Source organism: Bradyrhizobium sp. (genome assembly GCF_049519115.1).
Classification (GTDB): Bacteria; Pseudomonadota; Alphaproteobacteria; order Rhizobiales; family Xanthobacteraceae; genus Bradyrhizobium.
This window is the reverse complement of the sequence record NZ_JBEKRB010000158.1, coordinates 1-4,106: the sequence shown is the minus strand read 5'-3', so window position 1 is coordinate 4,106 and position 4,106 is coordinate 1. Positions and strand designations below refer to the sequence as shown.

The following is a 4,106-nucleotide window of genomic DNA, read 5'->3' as shown; positions in this document are numbered from 1 at the left end:
TGACCAAATGCCTGCGAACGGAGATCGTCGAAACCCGGGCAATCAACGTCCAGGGGGCGCCAGCGCCTACGCTGCGGGACGCCAATCAACCAGGGCTTTGAAGTGAACCCAGTTTTCGACTCTACGCCGCAACGTTCTGCTTTCCTCGCTAGGCACCACCTTGGATGCAGGGCAGGATGGCCAACGGGAAATACGATTGCATCTAACGCCCGGAGCTTACCCATGAAGTCGGTTCGGTATCTGTCCGCAGTTGCGGCTTTCTTGTTATTCTTCCAACCGAGTTTCGCTCAAAAGCTGGTCGATCCTAATACCGTCGCTCCCGAATTCCGCGCGGCTGCCGAAAAAAGGCGAGCTGAACAACTCAAGCTGAATGAATGCGCCAAAATGGCCAATGACGCGAAGGTGCTAAGAAGGGATCGAGCCGCGTTTATCTCAGGTTGCGCAGAAAGCAACAATCAGGCGGCAACTGGTGACGCCGTGAAGTAACCTTGACCGGCAGCACGCCCGGGGCGGCTTTCGCCTCTTGTGGGCTCCCGGATGACCGCGCTTGGTATCTTGGGCGTTTTGGTGATATGTGCCGCGCTTTTTTGTTAGGATTTTTAACAATCGTCGTTTCGTCGGGGCTTTTCATGAGGCTTTTGCGGGCTGTTATGTTGGCAACCGGTGGCGCCGCCGCCTACCCCTTCTGAAGGCCGCGTCCCGGGGGGCCCCAAACCTTGACCGTCCCCCCCTTACCCGGCCGCGGCGGTCATTTTGGCGGTAACTGACTTGGGGGAACATCCAAGAGCCCTTGCTATTCGCCCTTGTATACAAAGATTCACGGAACGTTCGATGAATAAGACGCTCCTGCGGGCTCGGATTTTTGCTCAGGGCCATAAAGCCTTCTCGAACGGGTGTTGCATTAAAACATCAGCCCGCGTCGAAATTGGATGTTTGCAAGGAAACTCTTTGACTGTGCAACCGGACCGTCGTTGATTTGCAATCAGGGCTCGCGAAGGGTGGTGTACAATGCGGGATGAATTCGCTTCTAAAAGCTTCCTCGCTGTTACTGTTGCAGGTGTTATCCTGCTTTTCTCTGGCGTGGTCGCTCTCGCATTCACCTAAACTATTAGTGCGCAGCCTCGGTCTCCGGCGCGATGGTTATCGCCCATGGGGTTTTTGATCACAGGAACGGACGCTTCCGGCCGGGTCATACTCCGGCGTGAAACAGCTGCGGCGGCCCTGAAAAAGGCCGCGGAATTAGCTGAGGCCAGCTATCGTGACATTGCGATTACGGCGCCGGACGGACACCGATATCCGCCAGAGGCGTTCGACCAGCTTTTGGCGGATGGCTGCGCTGCGAAATCTGATTGAACAAACTGCAGCCAGCCTAGACATAATTTTAGAAGGCGCATTAGTGATTTCCCCGGGATGACGTTATGACCGACCAACAAACGATGCTCCAAGCCATCAGTAATGCCCAGCGTATCCTTGAGGAATATCTCGAGCCCACCATACACGACTATGAGCGTCTGCTAAGCAGGTTAGTTGAGGTGCTTGACCGAAGCGAAGTGGTCACCGCGATTAGTCGGTTGAGGCAAGGTTACGATTTGTAGCTCGACGTGAGCGCGGGACCGAAGCCCCGTACTCTCTGATGCCATTTTCGCTTAAGCGGCCTCGCGTGCGAGGCCGATCGTTGCCGGTTGCGCAGGCCCCCGCCGTAGATGGTTAGCGGTTTCCTAATTCGCTGGCTGCTGTTGTTATTGGTCAATTTAGTCGGCCTTAAAACCTCCTCCGTACAATACGGAATGAATCATCTCGTTCGCAAATTTATATGTGATACGAATCCGGCGCGACCGCCATCGAGTCTGCGTTGATCGCAACCGGCATCGCGTTCGCCAGTATCGTGGCCGTGAACGGGCTTGGCACAAAGCTCAACACCAAGTTCACGTCAATCAATAGCTCATTGAAATAGGCGTGGACCTGAGCCTGTCTCGGTGCATCCGTCTCCGCGCGCCAAAAACGACCTTCCCGCAGTTGCATCGCGTTCAGGAATTTTGCGCCGACTATTTCTCGCCCTGCGTGCGCGACCCGTTGCCGGTTGCGCTTTGTCGCCAATCGGCGCAGGCGCTCCTCGTGCCATTTTTTGATCTTCGCGGCTCCTACAATGCAGTTTTTAGGGGAGTTTGATGTTGGTCATTGGTCATGACTGCACCGCCGTCCCGGAAAGAACGGCAACGGCGCGCGGCGGGATCGAGACACATTTGTCGGTGGCGTGCTAAGCACGCGCTGAGCCACTTTGCAAAGGCGAGCCGGTCGTGGTCCGCATGCGCCCCGCCCGTACTCGACGAATGGATTGCCAAATAAAAACAACCGTTTCCGTCGCACCCGGAGGCAGTTTGCAGATTAGTGGAACTATTAGTGCACTTGAAAAGCAAATAATGCCACTGACCAGGGGCCGGATAGTTGGCCACGACGAGCGGCGGTTGGTGTACATATTCTTGATGCTGAACGGAGATCAGCCGGTCCAATGTCAAATCAGCGACGCCGCCATGGACGAACTCCTGGGAATCAAGGGCTCGACGCCAGCTGCTCGGCAGGCACTTTTCTTGGAGCACCGCGACGATACAGAACGCATCGCTTCGGAGATTTTCGACGCAAGCGAGAGGCTGCCGGGATCGGTTGTGCGCATTTTTACTTAAGTACGTTGTGTGATCGGGTTTGATCCAATCGTCAAATCTGGCGGGCTGCTTTCGCAACCCCAATTCTCAGCTCGAACTGATTGCCCCAAATTTGCGCCATTCTGGGCGCCAAATTGCATTTCATATTAATGATTCGTGCCAAAGAGCCTCGCAATGAACGCGATCGAATTCCGCGAGAAGAAAAGCCGCGAAATACAAGAGCTCCTTGACAAGCTATCATCTCTCGAAGGCGCGAGCTTTTCGCCCGAAATCAAGGACCGCCTCTTCCGCACCTATCAGCGCCAAATCGAAAGGCTGACCACTATTGTGAATAGTCCAGCGTTCGAGCGACTCTGCTCGGGCTAAAGGCGAAAGCAAATAATTCCGGCAAGATCGAGCCATATTCCACACAACCGTGAGCGCAGCGCTTTGCAAAAGATGAACGCATATCAGGGCCTGCCATTGTCAAAGCTGCGTCCCGCCGGCAAAAGGGAACTATTGCATTGCAGGAATGGTAGCGAAGGGTTGGATTGAGGAGCAAAAACCAGCCGACGGAGGCGCTAGGTACCTCATCACGCCTGCAGGCGAGACAGCCCTAAAGGCGAAAATCCGCCTTCAGGACGTTGCCAAGCCCTCCCTCGTGGGTGGCTTCGCGCTCTGACTCTTTACATTCCCCCAGGCGCCACGAAGCAGAACACGGTATCGCTAGAGCTGAGGAAGATTACACCGTGACCCGCAGGATTGCCGCTATCGACTTTCAGTTTGGTGTTCGGCACGAGGATTCGCGTGCCGGGCTCGACATGGTGCCGGCCGAGTGGCCCATCATCGCGCATGTCCGTGATTATCGCAACATACCGATCCCCGTCGGTTTCAAATAAGTCGGCGTAATAGGCATCGGCAGCTCCGCAGCACGAAAGTGTCGGATTGTCCGGCTGCATGAGCGACTTGTACCAGCGCGAAACCGAGGCATCGCTGGATGCCCATTGCCCTAAATCGCGTGCAGACAAAAGCATTGGCGTGCCTAGCATCAACATTATTAGGATCGTGCCGAAGTGCTTCACGGGCTCACCTGAACCGGGAAGATGCCAAAGTCTGCGAAGCTGTAAATTGTTCCCCACCGCGACAGGCAGCGGTGACGATCCGTTCCGAGGCTAATACCCGCGCGAACCACCATCTCCCTCTTTCCGCTTTAATCCAGGGAAAACATCGCAAATGAGGGGCCCGAGGGTTAGCATTTAAGCAACAACCTGAACTGCAAGGCGCATATCGGACACACTCTGAATACGATGCCATTGACGCTCTTACTGCCCCAAATCCGCCCGATCCGCACTGATACCCCGCCGCACTCGCGGAGATCGAGAAGCTATGGGGCGTGTCCAGGGGGACACCAGGAGGTGATAAGCTCGACATTCTCGTCACGCTGGTCGAGACTATGAGGAACGGCGC

Annotated in this window: 5 protein-coding genes; 4 read left to right on the top strand and 1 reads right to left on the bottom strand. The window is 55.5% G+C overall.

Annotated features, from left to right (window positions below; all coding sequences use genetic code 11):
- Nucleotides 1-222: 222 nt before the first annotated feature.
- From ABSE61_RS36380 to ABSE61_RS36365, 4 genes are all read left to right on the top strand, one after another.
- Nucleotides 223-486, top strand: coding sequence for a hypothetical protein (locus ABSE61_RS36380; protein ID WP_423875981.1), 264 nt, complete (start codon nt 223-225; stop codon nt 484-486).
- Between the two features lie 1,354 nt (nt 487-1,840).
- Nucleotides 1,841-1,954, top strand: coding sequence for a Flp family type IVb pilin (locus ABSE61_RS36375; RefSeq protein WP_423875983.1), 114 nt, complete (start codon nt 1,841-1,843; stop codon nt 1,952-1,954).
- Between the two features lie 352 nt (nt 1,955-2,306).
- A complete protein-coding gene (locus tag ABSE61_RS36370) occupies nt 2,307-2,681 on the top strand; it encodes a DUF1488 family protein (protein ID WP_423875982.1) in 375 nt (124 codons plus the stop codon).
- 153 nt (nt 2,682-2,834) lie between these two features.
- Entirely contained in the window at nt 2,835-3,026 is a 192-nt protein-coding gene (locus ABSE61_RS36365) for a hypothetical protein (RefSeq protein ID WP_423875980.1), read from the top strand.
- A gap of 299 nt (nt 3,027-3,325) precedes the next feature.
- Here the strand turns inward: ABSE61_RS36365 and ABSE61_RS36360 are convergent, their stop codons facing one another.
- Nucleotides 3,326-3,721 (bottom strand): hypothetical protein, encoded by a 396-nt coding sequence (locus tag ABSE61_RS36360; protein ID WP_423875979.1) that lies wholly within the window; start codon nt 3,719-3,721, stop codon nt 3,326-3,328.
- Between the last annotated feature and the right edge of the window lie 385 nt (nt 3,722-4,106).

Excerpts from the sequence above, each read along its gene's own strand:
- ABSE61_RS36380 (WP_423875981.1), top strand. The coding sequence starts at position 223 with ATGAAGTCGGTTCGGTATCTGTCCGCAGTTGCGGCTTTCTTGTTATTC.
- ABSE61_RS36370 (WP_423875982.1), top strand. The coding sequence starts at position 2,307 with ATGCGCCCCGCCCGTACTCGACGAATGGATTGCCAAATAAAAACAACC.
- ABSE61_RS36365 (WP_423875980.1), top strand. The coding sequence starts at position 2,835 with ATGAACGCGATCGAATTCCGCGAGAAGAAAAGCCGCGAAATACAAGAG.